Consider the following 18,906-nt stretch of genomic DNA (forward strand, 5'->3'; position numbering starts at 1 on the left):
ACCCTCTCGGCATTAAAAATGGGGCAAGGCCACGCGCCTTACCCCATTTTTCGTTAGCCATAGCAGCTTGTGCGCTACTCGCGGCACAGGTGCACGGCGAAGCCGGCGAACTCGCGCTTAAAGTACACGAGCTTGGTGCCGCCGTCGGGCAGCAGCACGCGCGACTCCTCGTTGACCTCGAGCCCGCGCTCGGCAAACCACTTCTCGGCCGCATCAATGTCGTTGACGGCAAAGCCAATGTGGCCCTTGGCGCCACGACCGTTCTGCTTCATGATCTCGACCAGCGAATCGTTAAAGTACGAAACGGGGGTCTCGATGACGGGCAGGCCCATCATCGTCGAGAACAGCTCCGCGATCTCCAGGGCGTCTGCCGGGTCGGTGGCGTTAATGCCCACATGGGCAACGCGCATGCCAAAGAGCTCGACCGGATTGGCGTTCTGCTCACTCATACAGGCAGAGCCTACTGAGCCATGACGTCGAGAACGGCCTTCTCGGCAGCGACGCGGTTCATGCCGGTCATGAAGGGCACGCCGCTCACGTACGGGCAGGTGAGGCCCTCGGGGGCAACGGTGGTGGCGATCAGCAGGTCAGCACCCTCGTCGCAGTAGTCCTTGGCCTCGGAGATGGCGCACTGCACGATCTCATACTTGCCGGCATAACCGTTGGCGTCGAGCAGGGTGGCGACCTTCTGGGCAACGAGCGTGGAAGTAGCAGCGCCAGCACCGCAAGCCAAAACGATCTTCTTCATAGGTAATGTCTCCCTTCATGGTTTACTTTAGGTAAGTGTACCGCAGCGAGCGATGTCACTCGGCCTCGATGAGCTTTTATGCCAGTTTGCTTGCGCGCTGCGTATAATACATCCAGTACGTGTTGTCATACCGCTCGCTTTATGAGCGACTAAGGACCCTAATATGCCCGATTCCCGCACACTCTGGACCGCCGTCGTTATCATCTGCATCGCCGTGTCGGTGTTCTTTAGCGTCAAAAAACGCACCACGTTTAAGCGCCTGCAGCAGCTCATGGCCGCCAAGCAGTGGGACGAGTTCGATCGTTTGCTCGACGGCAAACTCACCAGCATGCTGTACCCGCGCTACAACCGCGACTACCTGCGCCTGAACTCCTATCTGCTGCGCGAGGACCACGAGCGCGCCAGCGAGATGTTCGATCTGCTGCTGGGACTCAACCTGCCCAAGATGCAGCGCGTCGACCTGGTCATTAAGGCCTTTAACTACTACGTTGGCCAGGAGGACCGCAAAAAGTCCAAGGAGTTGCTGCACGAGATCAAGGGCTTTGAGGGCGGTCAGGCCGAGGCAGTCGCGCACGAGTGCCAGCTGATGTACGACACGATGATCCTCAAGCGCCACAACGACATTCCCGAGCTGGAGCGCATGCTCGAGGATGTCGGCGACGACCCGGTCAAGCGCTGCCGCCTGGAGTACCTGCTGGCCCTGCAGTACCAAAACAAGGGCGACGAGGCAAAGTTCCAAGAGTTCCTCGAGAAGTCGGGCCAACACTCGATGGCCGTCAACGCGTAACGGACGGCTTGTGCTAGACTTCTAGTCTCACGGGGGCGTGGCGGAATTGGCATACGCAGGAGACTTAAAATCTCTCGCCGCAAGGATTGTGGGTTCGAGTCCCACCGCCCCTACCACGTATTGTTTACGAGCCCGTGTCCCCCAGGGATGCGGGCTCGTTTCTTTTAGATGCCGGTGGGACTCGAACCCGCGAGGGGGCGAGCGCCAAACGGACGCGCAGCGTCCGCAGCGAGCCGACGAGGGCGCCGGCAGGCGGCCGAAGCCGGTGCGGATTTGCGCAGCAAATACGCGGACGTCCCACCGCCCCTACCACGCATTGTTTACGAGCCCGTGTCCCCCAGGGATGCGGGCTCGTTTCTTTTGGATGCCGATGGGGCTCTATGTTGCGATGGGATAGTTTCTGTTTTGGCAGGCTACCAGCCCATTTAGGAACTATTTCACCGCAACTTATGAGGGGATGGTTAAAGGGCGCTGAGGCTGGGGGTCCAGGCGATGGTGGGGGTCGCGCCGTCGAGAACCTCGTTGATGGTGGCGGCCATGCCGGCAAGCAGGCTGTTCTCGCTTACGGTGAGTGTATCGTAGCCGCCGGCTCGCATGAGCTCGCGAATCACAACGGCACCAGCCAAAATCACGCCCGCGCGCTTGGGTTGCACGCCCGGTAACGCGGCGATGCCCGCAACATCCAGCGCGGACATGCTCTCGATAGCGGCCGAAACCTGCTCCAGCGAAAGCTCGCGCAGGTGCACAAAGCTTGAATCATACGGCTCCAGTTCGTGGACGAGTGCCACGAGCGTAGTGACGGTACCACCCACCGCCACCAGGCGCTCGGCGCGCTCAAAGTCGACAGGCAGGCTCTCAAAATAGCCCGCAAACTGCTCGTTTGCCCAGCCGGCAGCAGCCGCAAGCTCGTCCGTTGACGGCGGCAGCGCCGAGAAAAACCGCTCGGTCACGCGGCGGCAACCGATATCCAGCGAGCGCGTCCCCTCCAGCGCAAAGACGCCGCGCTCCGGCGCATAGACGCCCGTCGCGAGCTCTGTGGATCCGCCGCCCGAATCGGCAACGATGATGCGCTCGCCGGCAAAGTCGTGTGCCACGCCAAAAAACGTCAGGCGCGCCTCGACCTCGCCCGGAATCACTTGCGGCTCGAGCCCCAGCTCGCGCAGGCCGTCCAGCAGTAGCGCGGCATTGGACGCATCGCGCGCGGCGCTCGTGCATGTGGTGCAGATGCACGCGGCCCCAAAGGCACGTGCCTCATCCACAAACATGCGACACGCAGCGAGCACGCGCTCAACGGCCGCCTCGCAAAAGCGCCCCGTCGCGTCCACACCCTCGCCCAAGTCGGTAATCTCGGTATGCTTGGACGATTCCACGATCGCCCCGTCCTCGACCTGGGCCAACACCAGTCGCGACGACACCGTTCCCAGGTCAATCGCCGCCACCTTATATCGTTTGTCGCAATGCGTCATTGCAGGCTCCCCTCCGGACGCTATTTGCCGTTGGACACGACCGTCTGGCCCTCGACGCCGTTAAATCCAAACAGCATATCGAGCGTCTGGATGTACCACGGCGCGTCCTTGCCGACCTCTTCGATCTCTTTGGCGACTTCGCTGGCCTTCTTGGCGTTCGAGGACTTTTTGCTCGACGACGAGTCCGAATCGTCGTCCAGGCCCAGCACGTCAATCTTGGTCTCGCCGGGCATCACCAGGCCCAGGTCCTCGGTCGCCGCGTCCTTAATGCCCTCCTCTGAGAGCAGCTTGTCGACGCTTTTCTGCAGCTCGTCGTTGTACTGCTGGCGAATCTCGACCTGCTTGGCCAAGATATCGCTCGAGCGTTTGGCAACGTAGAGGTCGCGCACGGGAAAGTACAGGCTCACGAGCACCAGGGCGACGACAATACCGATAAACAGCCCTCGCTGAGGACCGTGGGTAAAGTCGTAAATTGCCTTGACCGCTGCGTTGTCGTTGGCGTAGTGCATAAAGTCCGAGCCGGAAAGACGGCTTGAGGGACGGCGCGGCTTGTCGGACGCCTGGGTCGAAGGGCGCGACGCATGCTTGGAACGCGATGGGCGCACCGGACTATCCGAGGAACTATTTGGCTGAGCATTGGGATGCGAAGTCGCCGGCGAGCTATACCTGGAGCGATCAGCACCAGCATAACCAGACCCGCCAAGCTGTGCGGTACGCGCACGACGAGGCGACGGCTCGCGCGAACCGGCGGAATAATACCTGTTGTCGTAAATCTGATCCATGTGCGCCTTGTGCGGTTGAGGTTTGTTTGCGCTAAGTCCTTTAGTTATAGCACGAGCGCCCGCACCGCCTTCGCCAGCCTTTGCTCGACATAAAAAAGGCGCTGAGCCGTATGGCCCAGCGCCCATAGTTCTTTGCGGCATCCAGCCAAGACGGGGAGGAACCGAGTCAGCCTCCCCCTCGCCAAATTCGCCCGTTTAGCGAATGTTGTAGAACGCGGCCTTACCGGCGTAGCGCGCGCTGCCCTCGAGCTCGTCCTCGATGCGGATGAGCTGGTTGTACTTGGCAATACGGTCGCTGCGGCACGGGGCGCCCGACTTGATCTGGCCGGCGTTAACACCCACGACCAGGTCGGCGATGGTGGAGTCCTCGGTCTCGCCGGAACGGTGACTCACGATGCAAGCGTAGCCGGCCTCCTTGGCGGTCTCGATGGCCTCGAGCGACTCGGTGAGCGTACCGATCTGGTTAACCTTGACCAGGATCGCGTTGGCGGCACCCAGCTCGATGCCCTTCTTGAGGCGCTCGGTGTTGGTGACGAACAGGTCGTCGCCTACGAGCTGCACCTTATTGCCAATGCGGCGGGTGAGCTCAACCCAGCCGTCCCAGTCCTCCTCTGCCATGCCGTCCTCGATGGAGATGATGGGATAGGTGTCGACGAGCTTCTCCCAGTAATCGACCATCTGAGCGCTCGTGTACTCAACGCCCTCGCCCTTGAGCTCGTACATGCCGGTCTCGGCGTTGTAGAACTCGGTCGATGCCGGATCCATGGCGTACATGAAGTCAACGCCGGGCTTAAAGCCAGCCTTCTCGACGGCCTTGGTAATGTACTCGAACGGCTCGGCATTGGTCTTGAGGTTGGGTGCGAAGCCGCCCTCGTCGCCCACGCCGCCGCCAAGGCCGGCCTCGTGCAACACGCCCTTGAGGGTGTGGTAGACCTCGGCGCACCAGCGCAGGCCCTCGGCAAAGCTCGGGGCGCCCACCGGCATAATCATGAACTCCTGGAAGTCAACGTTGTTGTCGGCATGCACGCCGCCGTTGAGGATGTTCATCATGGGCGTGGGCAGCAGGTGGGCGTTGACGCCACCCAGGTACTGATACAGCGACAGGCCTGCCGACTCGGCAGCGGCGCGGGCAACGGCCAGCGACACGCCCAGGATGGCGTTGGCACCGAGCTTGGTCTTGTTGGGCGTACCGTCCGCGGCAATCAGCGCGGCATCGACGGCGCGCTGGTCGAAGGCGTCGAGGCCCACGACGGCGTTAGCGCACTCGTTGTTGACTTGCTCGACGGCCTGCGAAACGCCCTTGCCCAGATAGCGGCCCTTGTCGCCGTCGCGCAGCTCGCAGGCTTCGAAAGCGCCGGTCGAAGCGCCCGAAGGCACCATCGCGCGACCGAAGCTGCCGTCCTCGAGCACGACCTCGACCTCGACGGTAGGGTTGCCGCGGCTGTCGAGTACCTCGCGACCGTAGACATCCAAAATATCGCTCATGTTGTCTCCCTCTCACTTGGAAACGTAGTTGATGCAAGCGACTGGCCGACTGTGCACCATCGGTGCACCTCCGTAAGTTAGCCATGTCGCACTTTTTGCATTATGCCCTAAGTTAGCCGAGGGATACATATGAATTAGAGAAATCACTTTTTGAGGCGCTTGTTTTTGCACCGAGCATTCATCTCTAGAGGTCGCCCCCCATTAAATTCTTCTATCGGCATACCGTCTTTACCTGGCTTACGAATGAAAGAGCCAATAATGTGCTTTTGCATCGTGCAAAGTTCTGGATATCGTGCAATTCTAAGGGTCTGAAGTTCTGGATATCGTGCATAATCAGGTTACAAAAGTTCTGGATATCGTGCACGAGGTAGCCATGCTTAAACGAAAAGCCTATGACAAACTACTAAAATGGAAGCATGAAAGCGCTGGTAAAACAGCACTTCTTATTGAAGGAGCCCGCCGCGTCGGCAAGAGCACGCTTGCCCGCACGTTTGGAGAAACCGAATACAAGTCCTGCCTTGTCATTGATTTCTTTCAAGCACCTGCCGAAGTTAAGCAATATTTTGAGGACTATCGCACTGACTTCGACTCGCTCTTCCTCTATCTCTCGGTTTTCTATAACGTCAAACTCTATGAACACGAGACGCTTATCGTCTTTGACGAGGTCCAGATGTACCCGCAAGCACGCGGACTCATCAAGTATCTCGTTGCAGACGGACGTTACGACTACATCGAAACTGGATCCCTGCTCAGCATCAAGCAGAACATTAAAGATATCGTCATCCCATCCGAGGAAGAGTCTCTGGAACTTGAGCCCCTCGACTTTGAGGAGTTTCTTTGGGGCATGGACGAAAAGGGGCTGGCCGATCTCATTCGCATGAGTTTTAACAAGATGAAGCCGCTCCCCGATGCCCTACATCGCAGAGCGCTCTCCCTTATGCGCGAATACATGCTCGTAGGCGGCATGCCTGAGCCGGTATCCATCTATGTTGAACAGCGCGCTTTTGCGCCCGTCGACGCTTCGAAGCGCCGAATCGTCCAGCTCTATCGCAACGATATCTCTCGTTTTGCAACCGGTTACGAATTCAAAGTCGTCTCCGTACTCGATGGCATCCCAGGTCAGCTCTCTAAGCACGAAAAACGATTCAAGCTTTCCTCACTTGATAAAAACGCACGCATGCGCACCTACGAAGAAGCCTTCTTTTGGCTGGCAGACGCGCGAATTGCCAATATCTGCTATGCCGCAAGCGAACCGAGTGTGGGTCTTTCACTCAGCATGGAGCAAACGGCCCTCAAGTGCTACATGGCAGACACCGGCCTGCTTGTAACGCTTGCCTTCTCTGACAACAACGATACCGATGAAGACGTTTACAGAGCCGTGCTTCGCGGCGACATCGGATTGAACGAAGGAATGCTTACCGAAAACTACGTTGCCCAATCTCTAAAGGCCAATGGACACAGGCTCTTCTTTTATTTCCAAAGCGGAAAGAAGGAGGGGGAGGAGCGCATGGAAATCGACTTCCTCGTTACCCGACCCTATGTCAATGCCGCCGGAAAGCCGCGCATCAGCCCCGTCGAAGTTAAGTCGCCACGCAGATACGGAACCATCTCCCTCGACCGATTCCGCGCGCGCTTTAACAAGAAGATTGGGATGGCTTACGTGTTGCACCCTAAACAACTCGAGTGGGATGCCGAAGCGCAGCTGGCACATCTTCCGTTGTATATGGCTTTTTGCTTGTAGAGACCTCTCTACGAATGGATGCCGTGAGAGACGCAGGCCTCACTCGCTTGCTTTTGCTTGGTCCCACAGGTCGTTGAGTTGAGCGGTTGAGCAGGCGGCGAGGTCATCGCCCGCCTCGTGCACGGCGGCCTCCATCGCAGCCCAACGGCGACGGAACTTTGCCGTGCTGGCGCGAAGGGCGCTCTCGGCGTCAATCCCCTCTTTGCGCGCAACGTTGACTAGGGCAAAGAGCAGGTCGCCAAACTCCATTTCGCGCTCGGGCGAGCCGGGCTCCTCGGCCTCAAACTCGGCACGCTCCTCGGCGACCTCATCCCACACATCCTGGACCGTCTCCCATTCAAAGCCCACGGCAGCCGCCTTGCGCGACACCTTCTGCGCCTGCATCAGCGCCGGCAGATGCGTGGGCACGCCGTCGAGCAGGCCCTCGGGCGCAGCCTCGCCTGCTGCCACGGCCTTGTCCTTGGCAGCCTTCTCGGCAAGCTTAACCTCGTCCCAGATCTTGAGCACCTCGTCGGAGTTATCGGCGTCCGCATCGCCAAACACGTGTGGGTGGCGGCGAATGAGCTTGGCGTCGATATCGCGCGCCACATCGGCCAGCGTAAACTCACCGGCGTCCGCCGCAATCTGCGCATGCAGCACCACCTGCATGAGCACGTCGCCCAGCTCCTCGCGCAGATGCGCGGCATCATCGGCCTCGATGCAATCGAGCGCCTCGTAGGCTTCCTCAATCATGTTCTTGCCGATGCTCTGATGCGTCTGTTCGCGGTCCCACGGGCAGCCGTCGGGCTGACGCAGGCGCCAAATGGTCTGCACCAGATGCTGCAGCTCGGCCGATGCATCTACCAGCGTGGACAGATCGCGCGAGCCCTCGGCATTTTGCTGAGCCATGTGCTGCGCCATGGTTAGTCCTCCTCCATGATCACGTGGCGGAACGCGCCGCCCTCGTAGATGCCGTAGCTGTGCGAGCCGTCCTTGGGAATGCTCACGCTGCCGGGGTTGAAGAGCCGCAGGCCCGGGTGCGCGGCGCTCTCCTCGTTGACCTTGATGTGCGTGTGGCCGTAGACGAGCGCGGAGCCCTCGGGCAGCGCGGGCGCGTGGTCGACGCTGTTGTGCATGCCGGCGCCAAAGACGTGGCCGTGCGTCAGGAACAGCTCGCGGCCGGTCTCGTCGAACAACGTGGCGTAGTCGGCCATGACCGGGAAGTCGAGCACCATCTGGTCGACCTCGGCGTCGCAGTTGCCGCGCACCGCGATGATGCGGTCAGCCAGGGCGTTGAGCAGCGGAATCACACGCTTGGGGGCATAGTCGCGCGGCAGATCGTTGCGCGGGCCGTGGTAGAGCAGATCGCCCAGCAGGACGATGCGGTCGGGCTGCTCGGACTCGATGGCGGCGACCAGACGCTCGGTCCAATATGCCGAACCGTGGATGTCGGAGGCGATGAGGTATTTCATGGGGAGATCCTTTCGGATGGGGTTGATATGGCTGGGCGCGGGATGTCGCCGGCCGCGTTATTCAAATCGCAGTGCCGCGCTCTGGGCCGTCTGCATCACGCGCTGGAGCGGCACGTCGTGCTCACGGGCAAGACGGGCGCAGTCCTCGTACTCGGGCGCCGCGCGCTCGCTGCCGTCGGGCAGGGTGGCCACCTTGACGGACACCTCGCCCCATGGCGTCGTTACGCGCTCAAAGCGGCGTGGCAGACAAACGCGCTCCATAACCTGGCGGCGGATGCCATTGGTCGTGGTTTCCAAAAAGATGATCGTCTGCAGGCGCTCGATATCCTCGTGGGTGCAGATTACCTGCAGCTGCCAGCCGGGACGGCCCTTCTTGCAATAGAGGGGCAGCCAGTGCACCTCGCGCGCACCGGCCTCGCGCAGGCGGTCGGCGGCGTAGGCGAGCACCTCGGGCGATGCGTCGTCGATATCGCATTCCAGCTTGACGATAGTCTCGGGCGCATCGGTCTCGCGGGACAGCGGAGATTTGCTATCGCATGGCATACGGTCCGGCTCCTTTCCGCACGGGCTCGTTTTGTTCACCCAAACGCTAACACATCGCGGGCGGCGTGGATGTGGCAGAGCGCGATGAGCGCGATTTTCCTTGTTCGCAAGAAACCGACACTCCACCGCCTCAGCCAAACATGTACATCAGCCTCCAAACATGTCATTTTTTGCAGCTTTTGGAGGCTGATGTACATGTTTTGACGCGGGGCCGATACCGTCGCGGCGACCCTCGCACGCAACCCACCTTTCCAGTCAATTTCGGTCCCCGGTGCGCTCGTCGCATCGGGGACCGCGCCGTTACAATGGAGCGGATTCGCTTGACGCAAAGGAGCTGCCATGTCTGCTTGCCCGCTGGTCGATTGCCATACTCATACCTCGTTCTCGGACGGGCATGCCTCGCTTGAGGACAACGTCCGCGCCGCCGCTACGGCCGGCTGCCGCGTCATGGTCTCAACCGACCATCTCACCCTGCCCGCCAGCATGGATGCCAATTGCGAGGTACAGGTTGTCGAGGGCGACCTGCCGGCGCATCGTCTGGCTTTTGAGGATGCTCGCAAACTTGCCGCGCAGATCGCGCCGGAGCTCGAGCTTATCTATGGCTTTGAATGCGATTGGTACGAGAGCTGCGAGCCTTTGGTTGAGCGCTGGTCCCAGGGCGCCGTCGTACGCCTGGGCAGCGTGCATTGGATTGGCAACCCAGGCGATATCATGGCCGGTGCCGCGGGTACGGCGGGAACGGAAAACGTCGCTCGCCCCGATACACCCGATTCCCTTTGCGGTTGGATCGACGACGACACCGACCTGCACGTTTGGGAAAACCTGGGCGTGCGCGGTGTGTGGGAGCGCTACGTCGACGACTGGTGTCGCGCCTGCGAAAGCTCGCTTAACTTTGATGTGATGGCTCATCCCGACCTGGTCATGCGTTTTTCGAAGGAAGGCTTTGCGCCCGATTTTGACCCCGCGCCATTCTGGAAGCAGATGGCCGAGTGCGCGCACGATACGGGCCGCCGCGTTGAGGTCTCGACCGCCGCACCGCGCAAGGGACTCGACGACTACTATCCCGCGACCGGCCTTTTGCGTTGCTTCGCCCATGCCGAAGTGCCGATCACCTTTGGCTCGGACGCGCACCGCGCCTGCGATATTTGCTGGAATATCCGCGAGGCCCAGGGCCACGCCTACGACTGCGGCTATCGAACCTTCGACATCCCCCACCTCACCGGCGAATGGGAGCCCACGCCCCTCGCCTAAGACTAGTCATTGAGGGCACTCTTCACAAATGACCCCTTGGGGACGGAGGAAAACAGGTCGTTTCGCTCACCACCGACGCCCGTGCAACACCGCCCGCCAAAAAGAACGCCCGTTTACTACGATGAACCGCAAACCTCCGACCATCGGCTTAATGCGGAAAATAAAACCGCAGGTAGAAGCGTTGACGATTTGTTCAAAACCGACGTGTGGTCAGCAGATCCAGTTTCATCGTAGTAATTGGGCATGTTATTTGGCAGCGCCGGCAAAGACTGCCCCAAACGACTAGTCGTTTAAGAACGTCCCCAATGACTACTGTCCCCCTTGCACCAAAAGCTTGACTAGTGGCGGCGAGCGTTGAGTTCGCCGGCCAGTTCGTCGAGGGTGATGCCGTAGCGCTCAAGCGTCACGAGCAGGTGGTAGACCAGATCGCCGGCTTCGTAGCGGATGTGGTCGTGGTCGTTGTCCTTGCAGGCCATGATGACCTCGCTCGCCTCCTCGGCAAGCTTCTTGAGCAGTTCGTCCTCGACGTCGGTCAGCAGACGAGCGGTGTAGCTCTCCTGTGGCGACGCATCGCGACGCCCGTGAATCACCTCGGCCAGTCCCGTCAGCGTCTCGCCGATATTTCCCGGCTGCACGTTAGCTGTTCTGACTCCCATGGTTATTTCCTCTCGTTACTGCAGCGTAAAGTAGGTACCGGTCTCATCGAACCGAGGCTTTGCGCCCTTTTTCTCAAAGAACTCGACGATGACGGCATGGGCCTCATCAAGCCTTTCCTTCTCGGCCTCGAGCCAAAGCGACTGCGCCCCGCAGGCATCAGTCAGGTGCACGCGGCATGGCACGCCCGCGCGGAGGAGCTCGGTGTTGCAGTCGGCGACCTCGAACGGCGTCACGACTTTCATCGCACTCCCCCTTCCACGCGCTTAAAGAAGCAGGTACGGTTGCCGGTATGGCAGGCCGGACCCGGCGAGTCAACCTTGACCAGCAGCGTATCGCTATCGCAGTCGGCCCAAAGCTCCTTGACCTCCTGCATATTGCCGCTCGTCGCGCCCTTGTTCCAGAGCTCCTGGCGACTGCGGCTCCAAAACCACGTGGTACCGGTCTTGAGCGTCAGCCCCACCGACTCCTCGTTCATCCAAGCAACCATAAGCACCTCGCCGGTGTCATACTGCTGAACCACACAAGGAATCAGCCCCTTGGCGTCGTATGTAAGCTTTGAAGGATCGGTTATCTCTTCCATTTCTCTTCCCAAATTCAAACTTCGCAGGTCGGTGAGGGTTGTCCAGGTGCCCGAGATTCCGAGCGACAAGCCCGACGACGCGTACTTAAGTACGCGAGGAGGGTTGGAGCCGGAAGGTCGGGTGCCTGGGCAAGCCGCAGCATTAGAAGTCCAGCCTCACAGGAATACCTTGAGAGGCCATATACTCTTTGACTTCGCGAATGCTGAACGTCCCAAAGTGAAAGACGCTCGCCGCCAGCACGGCATCGGCCTCGCCCTCGATCACACCCTCGGCAAAATGCTCGAGTGTGCCCACGCCGCCGCTCGCGATAACGGGAATCGGCACCGCGCGGGCCACGGCGCGAGTAAGCGCCAGATCGAAGCCGGCCTTGGTACCGTCGCGGTCCATGCTGGTCAGTAGGATTTCGCCGGCGCCACGACGAGCCGCCTCCTCGGCCCACGCCACTGCGTCGATACCCGTAGCGTTGCGGCCGCCCGCCGTAAAGACCTCCCACTTATCGGCGCCCGGCTCCCCGGGCAGCCCCACGCGCTTGGCATCGATCGCCACGACCACGGCTTGGCTGCCAAACGCCGCGGCGGCCTGGCTGATCAACGACGGATCGCGCACGGCGGCAGAGTTGAGCGACACCTTGTCAGCACCGGCGGCAACCATGGTGCGCATGCCCGCCAGGTCGCGAAAGCCGCCGCCCACGGTATAGGGAATGGCCAGCTCCTCGGCCGCATGCGCCGCCATCTCGATAGTCGTCGCACGGTTATCGCTCGTCGCGGTAATGTCCAAAAATACGACCTCGTCCGCACCCTCGCGGTCGTAGGCGCGGGCCAGCTCCACCGGATCGCCGGCATCGCGCAAGCTCACAAAGTTGACGCCCTTGACCACACGGCCGTCCTTGACGTCCAGGCAGGGAATTACGCGCTTGGTAAGCATGGGCTACTCCTCCCCTCGAGCGGCGGCCAGCGCCTGGGCCAGCGTAAAGTTGCCCTCGTAGAGCGCACGACCGGTAATGGCGCCTTCAATCGCGCCCTCGCCCACCGCGGCCAGCGCGCGGATGTCGTCGAGCGTCGAGATACCGCCCGACGCCACGACGGGAAAGCCCGCGACCTGCGCCACATGGCGATACGCCGCCACATCGATGCCCGTCTGCATGCCATCACGCGCGATGTCGGTATACACCAGATGTTTAAAGCCCAGCTCGGTAAGCTGCGCCACGGCATCGTCGAGTGCCACGCCCGCGCCGTCGCGCCAGCCGTTCACCTTAACCTGGCCGTCGCGCGCGGCAATGTCGGCGACCAACAGCTCGCCAAGGCCCTGGGCTGCCACCTCAGCAAAACCCGGCTCGGTCACGAGCACGGTGCCCAGCGCAATGCGGCGAGCACCATAGCCTGCCAGCTCATCGATGCGTGCGAGTGAGCGAACGCCGCCGCCCACGTCCACGGACAGACCGTCGACGCCGCAGATGGCCTTAATCGCCGCCGAGTTGGCAGCGCATGTGTCCTCGTCCTCGCCAAAGGCAGCGGACAGGTCGACGACATGCACCCAGCTTGCGCCCTGCTCGGCAAACGAGCGGGCGACGGCCACGGGGTCATCGGAATATACCTTGCAGCGGTTGCGGTCGCCGCGCTCCAGGCGCACAACCTTGCCGCCGATCAGATCGATTGCGGGAAACAGGATCATCGGCCAACCTCCTCGACGATGTTGACGAAGTTCTTAAGGATGCGCTGACCCAGCGCGGAGGATTTCTCGGGATGGAACTGGCAGCCCCACACATTGCCGTGGCGCACGATGCACGGGAAACTCCGTGTATAGTGCGTGCGCGCCAACACATCGGTGGCATCGACGTCGCCGGCCACCGCGTAGCTGTGGGTGAAGTACATATTGGCGCCCTCGGCAAAACCGGCGAGCAGCGGATCGGCCGCGCCGGCAGGCGTCATGTGCACCTGATCCCAGCCCACGTGCGGGACCTTCAGACGGCTCGACTCCAGGTGCGTGCACGAGCCACGCATGATGCCCAGGCCATCGACCCAGGGACCGCCGGCCTGCTCGGAGGCATCGTCGTCCGCGTCCACGCCCTCGTCCGCAGGCACGCCCTCGTTGCCACGCTCAAAAAATAGCTGAAGACCCAGGCAGATGCCGAGCAGCGGAGTTCCGGCGGCAACGGCATCGAGCACGGCCACCTCCTCGCCGCTCTGGCGCATAAAGGCGATCGCGTCATAGAACGCGCCCACACCCGGGATGACCAGGCCGTCGGCGTTGCGGATCTGTTCCGGATCGTCCGATGTGCAGGCGGCGGCACCGGCGCGCGCAAGCCCGCGCACGACGCTCGACAAGTTGCCCTTGTGGTAGTCGACCACCACGATCTTCGGTTCGCCCACGCGACCCCTCCACTTCTCATCATCCAAAACCACCACAAAGGTGCCTGTCCCCTTCGTGGTGGTTTTACCCTTGTGACGGTTATAGCGAGCCCTTGGTGCTGGGGATGCCCTGCACGCGGGGATCGAGCTCGCAGGCGTGGCGCATCGTGCGGCCCACGGCCTTAAAGGCGGCCTCGATAATGTGATGCGAGTTGCCGCCCGCCAGCTCGCGCACGTGCAGCGTAAGTTTGGCATCGCGCGCAAAGGCATAGAAGAACTCGACAGCCAGCTCGGTATCGAAGCTGCCCACGCGCTCGGTCGGCACGGGCAGCTCGCAGTAGGCCTGGCCGCGACCCGAAATGTCCACGGCGGCCATCACGAGCGTCTCGTCCATGGCGATCGCCGCATCGGCAAAGCGCGTAATACCCGCTTTGTCGCCCAGCGCCCGGCAAAACGCCTCGCCCAGCACAATGCCCGTGTCCTCGACGGTATGGTGCGCATCGACTTCTACATCGCCTACCGCATGCACCGTCAAATCGAACAGGCCATGGCGGCCAAAGGCGTTGAGCATGTGGTCGAAAAACGGCACGCCGGTCGAGATATCGCACGTACCGGTTCCATCCAGGTCGAGTTTGACGACAATGTCGGTCTCCCCCGTCTTGCGGGTCACCTCGGCATAACGGCCCATCTAGATCTCCTCCTTCACCAGCACGGCAAACGCAGCCAGTACCTCATCGTTTTCCTGCGGCATGCCCACGGTAATGCGCAGACAGTCCGAAAGCCCCGGCGCATAGCTAAAGTCGCGCACCAAAATCGAATACTCGTCGCGTAGGCGCTCGCGCACGCGCGTGGCATGCGGCGTACGCACGAGCACAAAGTTCGCCGCGCTCGGCCATGCCTCCACGGGCAGGCCCTCGGTAGCCATCGCGCGCAGGGCGCACAGCTCGCGCTCGCGCTCGGATGCGACCTGTGCCACCACGGGCGTGTACGCATCGCGGGCACGCACGCAGGCAAGCGCCGCCGCCTGGCTCAGCACGTTGACCGAATAGATCTGGCGAATCGCCGCGAACACGTCGATGACCTCGGACGCCGCGATCACGTAGCCCAGACGCGTACCGGCAGCGCCAAACGCCTTGGACAACGTATGCAGAATCACCAGGTTGGGATGCTCGGCGATAAGCCCCTGCGCCGTGGTGGCCGCGCCAAACAAATCGTCGGCAAACTCAACGTAGGCCTCGTCGACCATTACCATGCCGGGGCACGCATCGCACAGGGCCGCGACAAAGTCGAGCGGCGTCACATCACCCGTGGGATTGTTGGGCGAGGTCACGATTGCCAGGTTGCACTCGGGCGCCGCCGCAAGCACGGCTGTCTGATCGAGCTCAAAGGTCGCAGGGTCGCGCCACACGTCGCGCACCTCGGTCTGGCAGAGCGACGCAAAGAACGCGTACTCGCTAAAGCACGGTGGGCAGTTGAGCAGGGTCCGTCCCGCGCCGCCAAACGCCAACAGGAAGTTATAGAGCAGCTCGTCACCGCCGTTACCCACGCAGACATTCTCGCGCGCCACACCATGCCAAGCGGCAAGCTCGTCGCGCAGATCGTTGGACATGGGATCGGGATAGCGGTTGAGCGGTGTAGCAGCCAGGGCGGCGTCGACCGCCTCGCGCACACCAGCCGGCACGGGATAGGTGTTCTCGTTGGCCGAAAGGTTGATGCGTGTGGGCGTAAAGTTGGGATCGTAGGGCTCAATGCCGGCCAAGTAGGGCTGGACGAGCTCCTTCATACGGGGCGTCAGCTCGGCCATATTAGGCCTCCTTGCCAGTTGTGCCAACGCCATCCGCGCCCGCAGCCGCCAGGTCAACGCCCTCGGCAACCGTCGCCACGGGGTCGCCCGGCCAGGCGACCTTGGTCAGGTCGGCCGCGGCGAGCGACTCGACGCTCACGGCATCCTCGCCCTGCTCTAGCACACGGCGACGCAGTGCGGCGGAAAGCGCGTGTGCCCACAGGCCCTCGGACTCGGCTAGACGCTGCGTGGCGGGAGCGTCCGAGAGCAGGCCCTCGGGTGTATAGCAGATAACACTCGAGCGCTTGACGAACTCCTCCACCGAAAGCGGGTTGGAGAACATGGCCGTGCCGCCGGTCGGCAGCGTGTGATTGGGGCCGGCAACATAATCGCCGAGCGGCTCGGAGCTCCAAGCACCCACAAAGATGGCGCCGGCGTTGCGAATGCCGCCGAGCAGGCCCATCGCGTCCTTGCAGTGCAGCTCAAGGTGCTCGGGCGCCACGGTGTTCACGGCCTCGACGGCGGCAGCCATGTCGGCGGCCACCACGATGGTGCCCTCATTGTCGAGCGAGGCGCGCGTAATCTCGGCGCGTGGCGACTGCGCGACCAGAATATCGATACCCGCCTCGACCTCACGCGCAAACTGCTCGTCGCAGGTCACCAGATAGCAGGCTGCCAGTGGATCGTGCTCGGCCTGGGCCATCAGGTCGGCCGCGACCACCATGGGCTTGGCCGTGGCGTCGGCCAGCACGCAGACCTCGGAAGGACCGGCGACCATGTCGATACCCACGTCACCCGAGACAATCTGTTTGGCAGCGGCGACAAAGGCGTTGCCCGGGCCGGTGATTTTGTCGACGCGCGGAATGGTCTCGGTACCGTACGCCAGTGCGGCCACGGCCTGGGCGCCGCCCACCATATAGATCTCGTCCACGCCGCCGAGCTTTGCCGCGGCGAGCGTGTAGGGGCTTATCAGGCCGTCCTTTTGCGGCGGGGTCACCATGACCACGCGTTTGACGCCGGCCACCTTGGCGGGAATGGCGTTCATAAGCACGGTGGAAGGGTACTGTGCACGACCGCCCGGCACGTAGATACCGGCCGCAGCAAGCGGGGTCACCTTAACGCCGAGCATCGTGCCGTCCGGGCGCGTGGTAAACCAGCTCTGCTCGACCTCGCGCTGGTGGAACTCGCGAATCTGGCGTGCAGCCTTTTCGAGCGCCGCGACAAAAGCGGGATCGAGGCCTTCGAGCGCGGCATCGATCTGCTCTTGCGGTAGACGGAAGCTCTGCAGTTCAACGCCGTCAAAGCGCTGGCAATAGTCGCGCACTGCGGCATCGCCGTTGGCACGCACGTTGGCCACAATATCGCGGGCGGCGTCGACGATGTTTTGCGGCAGCACGCCCTTACGGTTGAGCTGGTTGGTAACGAGGCGCTCGCCGGGAGCAAGCTTGATGGTCTTCATATCGGTATCCCCTATCGGTCGAGGTTATGTTCGAAAAACGAGAGGCCGGGCGGCGGCGCCAGTCGACCCGCAGCCCAGACGTTGGGGCGCCCGTGCGTGCTCGCGCTATTGTGCCGAGCCCGCAACGGGCTCAAAATGCCTGTCCTTCACGGCTGCCGCCAAGCGATCTGCCAGATTGCGTACGCGCGGATCCAGACGTGCGGCGCCTGGATTGACAAAGAAGCGGGCCGTGCAGTCCATGATGCGGCCGGTGATGACCAGGTCATTGTCACGCAGCGTGGCGCCCGTGGCGGTAATGTCCACGATGCGATCGGTCATGCCAACGATGGGGCCCAACTCAATATTGCCGTGCAGCGAGACGATGTCGGCGTTCACGCCGCGCTCGGCATACCAGGCACTCGCGATGCGCGGGTACTTGGTTGCCACGCGAAGCGACCCACGGCGGGCATAGTTGCGCTCGGCCTGGCCGGCGCGCCACGCGGGCTCCGCCTCGATAAACGTGCACAGACCGTAGCCCAGGTCGACCAGCTGCAGCAGGTTGAGGTCTGCCTCGATAAGCGAGTCCCAGCCGCAGATGCCGCAGTCGGCACCGCCGCAGCCCACAAAGGCGGGCGCGTCGCTGGGACGCACGATGACAAACTCGATATCGCCGACCGCACCCTCACCGGCCTGTGTGTCGCGGCCGCGCACGATGAGGTGACGACCGGGGTCACGCAGCTCAGAGACATCCAAGCCCGCGGCCTCGAGCACGTCGAGCGTGTCAGCCTTAAGCGAGCCCTTGGGCACGGCAATGCGCAGCGGACCCTCGGCACCGCGCCCCACGGCGTGATCGCCATCGGAAGCAGCGTCCTCGGCCGAGGTGTGCGCGGCCTCCAGACGCTCGAGCGAAAAGGCGAAGCCCGCCGCCGGCACCTCGATGCCGTCGCCAAATGCACCGGTAAAGATGGAGTCGTAGCGTCCGCCCGAACCGACCGGATCGGGCAGTCCGCCGGCATAGGCCTTAAAGACCAGGCCCGTGTAGTAATCAAACGAGTTCATGATGGAGAAGTCGAAGGACAGCACCTGGGCGTCCTCGGGAGCCAGGCCCTCGACCAGGGCACGCAGCTCGCGCGTGAGCGGCGCGACAACGCCCGCCGCCGTCAGCAGCGCGTCGACGCGGTCGAGCACCTCGGCACCACCGTGCAGGCGCGGCAGCTCGCTAATGGCGACCTTAACGGCCTCGGACTCGGTGCTTTTCGCCACGCGGGCATCGAGGCCCACGAAGTCGTTGGCGTGCACACAACGCAATGCCTCGGCAGCCAGTTCGCGATCCTCACAGGCCGCGAGCAGTTCCTTAAACGGACGCACGCTGCCCGCGATAATGCGCGCACCGGGAAGTGCCAGCTTGCGCACGGCCTCCGCCACCAGCGAGACGATCTCGACATCGCCCGCGGTATCGCCCACACCGATAAGCTCAAAACCCAACTGCGTAAACTGACGCGAGCCGCCGGCATTGCGCTGGCACTCGCGAACCACCGGCGCCTCGTAGCGAAGGCGCAGCGGCAGATCGGCCGCGCGCATGCGGGTCGAAACCAAGCGCACGATTGGCAGCGTGTTGTCGGGACGGACCACCAGCAGGCGGCCGTCATCATCAAAGAGCTTAAACGGGGTGTCCGCAATGCGGCCACCCTCCTCGAGAGAGCCCTTGTCCTCGAGCAGCGGCGTCTCGACCGGCAGGTAATGATGCTCCCTAAAGCAGCCCTTCACCGTCAGCGCAATCTCCTCGCGCGCCTGAGCCTCCTCGGGCAATATGTCCCGGAATCCCCACGGTGTGGCCGTCATCTG

Annotated in this window: 21 protein-coding genes and 1 tRNA gene; 4 read left to right on the forward strand and 18 right to left on the reverse strand. The window is 62.3% G+C overall.

Features of this window, described 5'->3' with window-relative positions:
* Positions 1–74: 74 nt before the first annotated feature.
* Complete coding sequence (locus FGQ61_RS03070; RefSeq protein WP_117757630.1) at positions 75–449, reverse strand: VOC family protein; 375 nt, start codon at positions 447–449, stop codon at positions 75–77.
* A gap of 11 nt (positions 450–460) precedes the next feature.
* On the reverse strand, positions 461–748 hold the full coding sequence (locus FGQ61_RS03075; protein WP_117564906.1) for a PTS sugar transporter subunit IIB: 288 nt from the start codon (positions 746–748) through the stop codon (positions 461–463).
* Between the two features lie 163 nt (positions 749–911).
* Between FGQ61_RS03075 and FGQ61_RS03080 the strand changes: the two genes are divergently transcribed.
* Together FGQ61_RS03080 and FGQ61_RS03085 are read left to right on the forward strand one after the other, a co-directional pair.
* On the forward strand, positions 912–1,535 hold the full coding sequence (locus tag FGQ61_RS03080; protein WP_006235902.1) for a hypothetical protein: 624 nt from the start codon (positions 912–914) through the stop codon (positions 1,533–1,535).
* 31 nt (positions 1,536–1,566) lie between these two features.
* Positions 1,567–1,651 (forward strand) — tRNA-Leu (locus FGQ61_RS03085).
* Between the two features lie 345 nt (positions 1,652–1,996).
* Here FGQ61_RS03085 and FGQ61_RS03090 read toward each other — a convergent pair.
* The 3 genes from FGQ61_RS03090 to eno all read right to left on the reverse strand — a co-directional run bounded on the left by FGQ61_RS03090 (position 1,997) and on the right by eno (position 5,268).
* Positions 1,997–3,001 (reverse strand): Ppx/GppA phosphatase family protein, encoded by a 1,005-nt coding sequence (locus tag FGQ61_RS03090; protein WP_138374531.1) that lies wholly within the window; start codon positions 2,999–3,001, stop codon positions 1,997–1,999.
* Positions 3,002–3,021: 20 nt separating this feature from the next.
* Complete coding sequence (locus FGQ61_RS09670) at positions 3,022–3,783, reverse strand: FtsB family cell division protein (protein WP_229025880.1); 762 nt, start codon at positions 3,781–3,783, stop codon at positions 3,022–3,024.
* A gap of 195 nt (positions 3,784–3,978) precedes the next feature.
* A complete protein-coding gene (eno, locus tag FGQ61_RS03100) occupies positions 3,979–5,268 on the reverse strand; it encodes a phosphopyruvate hydratase (RefSeq protein ID WP_138374532.1) in 1,290 nt (429 codons plus the stop codon).
* Positions 5,269–5,593: 325 nt separating this feature from the next.
* Here eno and FGQ61_RS03105 point away from each other — a divergent pair, with 325 nt between their 5' ends.
* Positions 5,594–7,009 carry an ATP-binding protein gene (locus FGQ61_RS03105; protein WP_249360918.1) on the forward strand — a complete coding sequence of 472 codons (1,416 nt, stop codon included), beginning with the start codon at positions 5,594–5,596 and terminating at the stop codon, positions 7,007–7,009.
* Between the two features lie 39 nt (positions 7,010–7,048).
* On the opposite strand, the gene mazG is transcribed toward FGQ61_RS03105, so the two are convergent.
* The 3 genes from mazG to larC2 are packed head-to-tail and all read right to left on the reverse strand — an operon-like array spanning position 7,049 to position 9,003.
* The gene (gene mazG / locus FGQ61_RS03110; RefSeq protein WP_138374533.1) at positions 7,049–7,909 is read right to left on the reverse strand and encodes a nucleoside triphosphate pyrophosphohydrolase; all 861 of its coding nucleotides are present in this window, start codon (positions 7,907–7,909) and stop codon (positions 7,049–7,051) included.
* A gap of 2 nt (positions 7,910–7,911) precedes the next feature.
* On the reverse strand, positions 7,912–8,460 hold the full coding sequence (gene yfcE / locus FGQ61_RS03115) for a phosphodiesterase (protein WP_138374534.1): 549 nt from the start codon (positions 8,458–8,460) through the stop codon (positions 7,912–7,914).
* A 57-nt stretch (positions 8,461–8,517) separates the two neighbouring features.
* Complete coding sequence (gene larC2 / locus FGQ61_RS03120; RefSeq protein WP_229025881.1) at positions 8,518–9,003, reverse strand: nickel pincer cofactor biosynthesis protein LarC2; 486 nt, start codon at positions 9,001–9,003, stop codon at positions 8,518–8,520.
* A 339-nt stretch (positions 9,004–9,342) separates the two neighbouring features.
* Between larC2 and FGQ61_RS03125 the strand changes: the two genes are divergently transcribed.
* Positions 9,343–10,254 carry a PHP domain-containing protein gene (locus tag FGQ61_RS03125; protein ID WP_138374536.1) on the forward strand — a complete coding sequence of 304 codons (912 nt, stop codon included), beginning with the start codon at positions 9,343–9,345 and terminating at the stop codon, positions 10,252–10,254.
* 338 nt (positions 10,255–10,592) lie between these two features.
* On the opposite strand, the gene hisE is transcribed toward FGQ61_RS03125, so the two are convergent.
* From hisE to hisG, 10 genes are all read right to left on the reverse strand, one after another.
* Positions 10,593–10,910 (reverse strand): phosphoribosyl-ATP diphosphatase, encoded by a 318-nt coding sequence (hisE, locus tag FGQ61_RS03130; protein ID WP_117797555.1) that lies wholly within the window; start codon positions 10,908–10,910, stop codon positions 10,593–10,595.
* A gap of 15 nt (positions 10,911–10,925) precedes the next feature.
* The gene (locus FGQ61_RS03135; protein WP_099432266.1) at positions 10,926–11,153 is read right to left on the reverse strand and encodes an RDAC family protein; all 228 of its coding nucleotides are present in this window, start codon (positions 11,151–11,153) and stop codon (positions 10,926–10,928) included.
* Positions 11,150–11,491: a phosphoribosyl-AMP cyclohydrolase gene (hisI, locus tag FGQ61_RS03140; protein WP_138374537.1), complete on the reverse strand. Its 342-nt coding sequence runs from the start codon at positions 11,489–11,491 to the stop codon at positions 11,150–11,152. Before hisI ends, FGQ61_RS03135 begins: the two co-directional genes overlap by 4 nt.
* Before the next feature lie 142 nt (positions 11,492–11,633).
* Positions 11,634–12,416: an imidazole glycerol phosphate synthase subunit HisF gene (hisF, locus tag FGQ61_RS03145; RefSeq protein ID WP_006235891.1), complete on the reverse strand. Its 783-nt coding sequence runs from the start codon at positions 12,414–12,416 to the stop codon at positions 11,634–11,636.
* Positions 12,417–12,419: 3 nt separating this feature from the next.
* The gene (locus FGQ61_RS03150; RefSeq protein WP_138374538.1) at positions 12,420–13,163 is read right to left on the reverse strand and encodes a 1-(5-phosphoribosyl)-5-[(5-phosphoribosylamino)methylideneamino]imidazole-4-carboxamide isomerase; all 744 of its coding nucleotides are present in this window, start codon (positions 13,161–13,163) and stop codon (positions 12,420–12,422) included.
* Complete coding sequence (locus FGQ61_RS03155; protein ID WP_138374539.1) at positions 13,160–13,861, reverse strand: imidazole glycerol phosphate synthase subunit HisH; 702 nt, start codon at positions 13,859–13,861, stop codon at positions 13,160–13,162. The genes FGQ61_RS03150 and FGQ61_RS03155 overlap by 4 nt, the downstream gene beginning before the upstream one ends.
* A gap of 79 nt (positions 13,862–13,940) precedes the next feature.
* Positions 13,941–14,528 carry an imidazoleglycerol-phosphate dehydratase HisB gene (gene hisB / locus FGQ61_RS03160; protein WP_117629978.1) on the reverse strand — a complete coding sequence of 196 codons (588 nt, stop codon included), beginning with the start codon at positions 14,526–14,528 and terminating at the stop codon, positions 13,941–13,943.
* A complete protein-coding gene (gene hisC / locus FGQ61_RS03165) occupies positions 14,529–15,644 on the reverse strand; it encodes a histidinol-phosphate transaminase (RefSeq protein WP_171021488.1) in 1,116 nt (371 codons plus the stop codon).
* Between the two features lies 1 nt (position 15,645).
* On the reverse strand, positions 15,646–17,082 hold the full coding sequence (hisD, locus tag FGQ61_RS03170; protein ID WP_138374541.1) for a histidinol dehydrogenase: 1,437 nt from the start codon (positions 17,080–17,082) through the stop codon (positions 15,646–15,648).
* Between the two features lie 105 nt (positions 17,083–17,187).
* Positions 17,188–18,903, reverse strand: a complete 1,716-nt coding sequence (hisG, locus tag FGQ61_RS03175) for an ATP phosphoribosyltransferase (protein WP_138374542.1) — start codon at positions 18,901–18,903, stop codon at positions 17,188–17,190.
* Positions 18,904–18,906: the final 3 nt, after the last annotated feature.

Source organism: Collinsella aerofaciens, assembly GCF_005844325.1.
Taxonomy (GTDB): domain Bacteria; phylum Actinomycetota; class Coriobacteriia; order Coriobacteriales; family Coriobacteriaceae; genus Collinsella; species Collinsella aerofaciens_G.

Excerpts from the sequence above, each read along its gene's own strand:
- FGQ61_RS03070 (WP_117757630.1), bottom strand. The coding sequence starts at position 449 with ATGAGTGAGCAGAACGCCAATCCGGTCGAGCTCTTTGGCATGCGCGTT.
- FGQ61_RS03075 (WP_117564906.1), bottom strand. The coding sequence starts at position 748 with ATGAAGAAGATCGTTTTGGCTTGCGGTGCTGGCGCTGCTACTTCCACG.
- FGQ61_RS03080 (WP_006235902.1), top strand. The coding sequence starts at position 912 with ATGCCCGATTCCCGCACACTCTGGACCGCCGTCGTTATCATCTGCATC.
- FGQ61_RS03090 (WP_138374531.1), bottom strand. The coding sequence starts at position 3,001 with ATGACGCATTGCGACAAACGATATAAGGTGGCGGCGATTGACCTGGGA.
- FGQ61_RS09670 (WP_229025880.1), bottom strand. The coding sequence starts at position 3,783 with ATGGATCAGATTTACGACAACAGGTATTATTCCGCCGGTTCGCGCGAG.
- eno (WP_138374532.1), bottom strand. The coding sequence starts at position 5,268 with ATGAGCGATATTTTGGATGTCTACGGTCGCGAGGTACTCGACAGCCGC.
- mazG (WP_138374533.1), bottom strand. The coding sequence starts at position 7,909 with ATGGCGCAGCACATGGCTCAGCAAAATGCCGAGGGCTCGCGCGATCTG.
- yfcE (WP_138374534.1), bottom strand. The coding sequence starts at position 8,460 with ATGAAATACCTCATCGCCTCCGACATCCACGGTTCGGCATATTGGACC.
- larC2 (WP_229025881.1), bottom strand. The coding sequence starts at position 9,003 with ATGCCATGCGATAGCAAATCTCCGCTGTCCCGCGAGACCGATGCGCCC.
- FGQ61_RS03125 (WP_138374536.1), top strand. The coding sequence starts at position 9,343 with ATGTCTGCTTGCCCGCTGGTCGATTGCCATACTCATACCTCGTTCTCG.
- hisE (WP_117797555.1), bottom strand. The coding sequence starts at position 10,910 with ATGGGAGTCAGAACAGCTAACGTGCAGCCGGGAAATATCGGCGAGACG.
- FGQ61_RS03135 (WP_099432266.1), bottom strand. The coding sequence starts at position 11,153 with ATGAAAGTCGTGACGCCGTTCGAGGTCGCCGACTGCAACACCGAGCTC.
- hisI (WP_138374537.1), bottom strand. The coding sequence starts at position 11,491 with ATGGAAGAGATAACCGATCCTTCAAAGCTTACATACGACGCCAAGGGG.
- hisF (WP_006235891.1), bottom strand. The coding sequence starts at position 12,416 with ATGCTTACCAAGCGCGTAATTCCCTGCCTGGACGTCAAGGACGGCCGT.
- FGQ61_RS03150 (WP_138374538.1), bottom strand. The coding sequence starts at position 13,163 with ATGATCCTGTTTCCCGCAATCGATCTGATCGGCGGCAAGGTTGTGCGC.
- hisB (WP_117629978.1), bottom strand. The coding sequence starts at position 14,528 with ATGGGCCGTTATGCCGAGGTGACCCGCAAGACGGGGGAGACCGACATT.
- hisC (WP_171021488.1), bottom strand. The coding sequence starts at position 15,644 with ATGGCCGAGCTGACGCCCCGTATGAAGGAGCTCGTCCAGCCCTACTTG.
- hisD (WP_138374541.1), bottom strand. The coding sequence starts at position 17,082 with ATGAAGACCATCAAGCTTGCTCCCGGCGAGCGCCTCGTTACCAACCAG.
- hisG (WP_138374542.1), bottom strand. The coding sequence starts at position 18,903 with ATGACGGCCACACCGTGGGGATTCCGGGACATATTGCCCGAGGAGGCT.